Here is a 401-nt window from a genome sequence, read left to right as displayed (position 1 = left end):
AGATGTGTATAAGAGACAGGCCTTCACCGACGACGTCATCGAGGCGATGGCCGAGACCCCCGCCGTCATGCCCTCCCTGCACATGCCGTTGCAGTCCGGGAGCGACCGCATCCTCCGCGCCATGCGCCGGTCGTACCGTAGCGAGCGTTTCCTCGGGATCCTCGACCGCGTCCGCGAGCGCATCCCGCACGCCGCGATCACGACCGACATCATCGTCGGATTCCCCGGCGAGACCGACGAGGACTTCGAAGACACGATGCGGGTGGTCGCGGCGTCGCGGTTCTCCAGCGCCTTCACCTTCCAGTACTCCATCCGCGAGGGCACGCCCGCCGCGACGATGCCCGACCAGGTGCCCAAGCACATCGTGCAGGAGCGCTACGACCTGTCTCTTATACACATCT

General features: G+C 65.6%; 1 protein-coding gene. It reads left to right on the top strand.

What is annotated here, in order from left to right:
• On the top strand, window positions 1-401 hold a 401-nt coding region (locus tag DQ241_RS20325), incomplete at both ends, for a radical SAM protein (RefSeq protein WP_113832079.1).

Source organism: Blastococcus sp. TF02A-30 (genome assembly GCF_003319185.1).
Classification (GTDB): domain Bacteria; phylum Actinomycetota; class Actinomycetes; order Mycobacteriales; family Geodermatophilaceae; genus Blastococcus.
The sequence above is the reverse complement of the archived record's forward strand: the minus strand, read 5'-3'. Positions and strand labels throughout refer to the sequence as shown.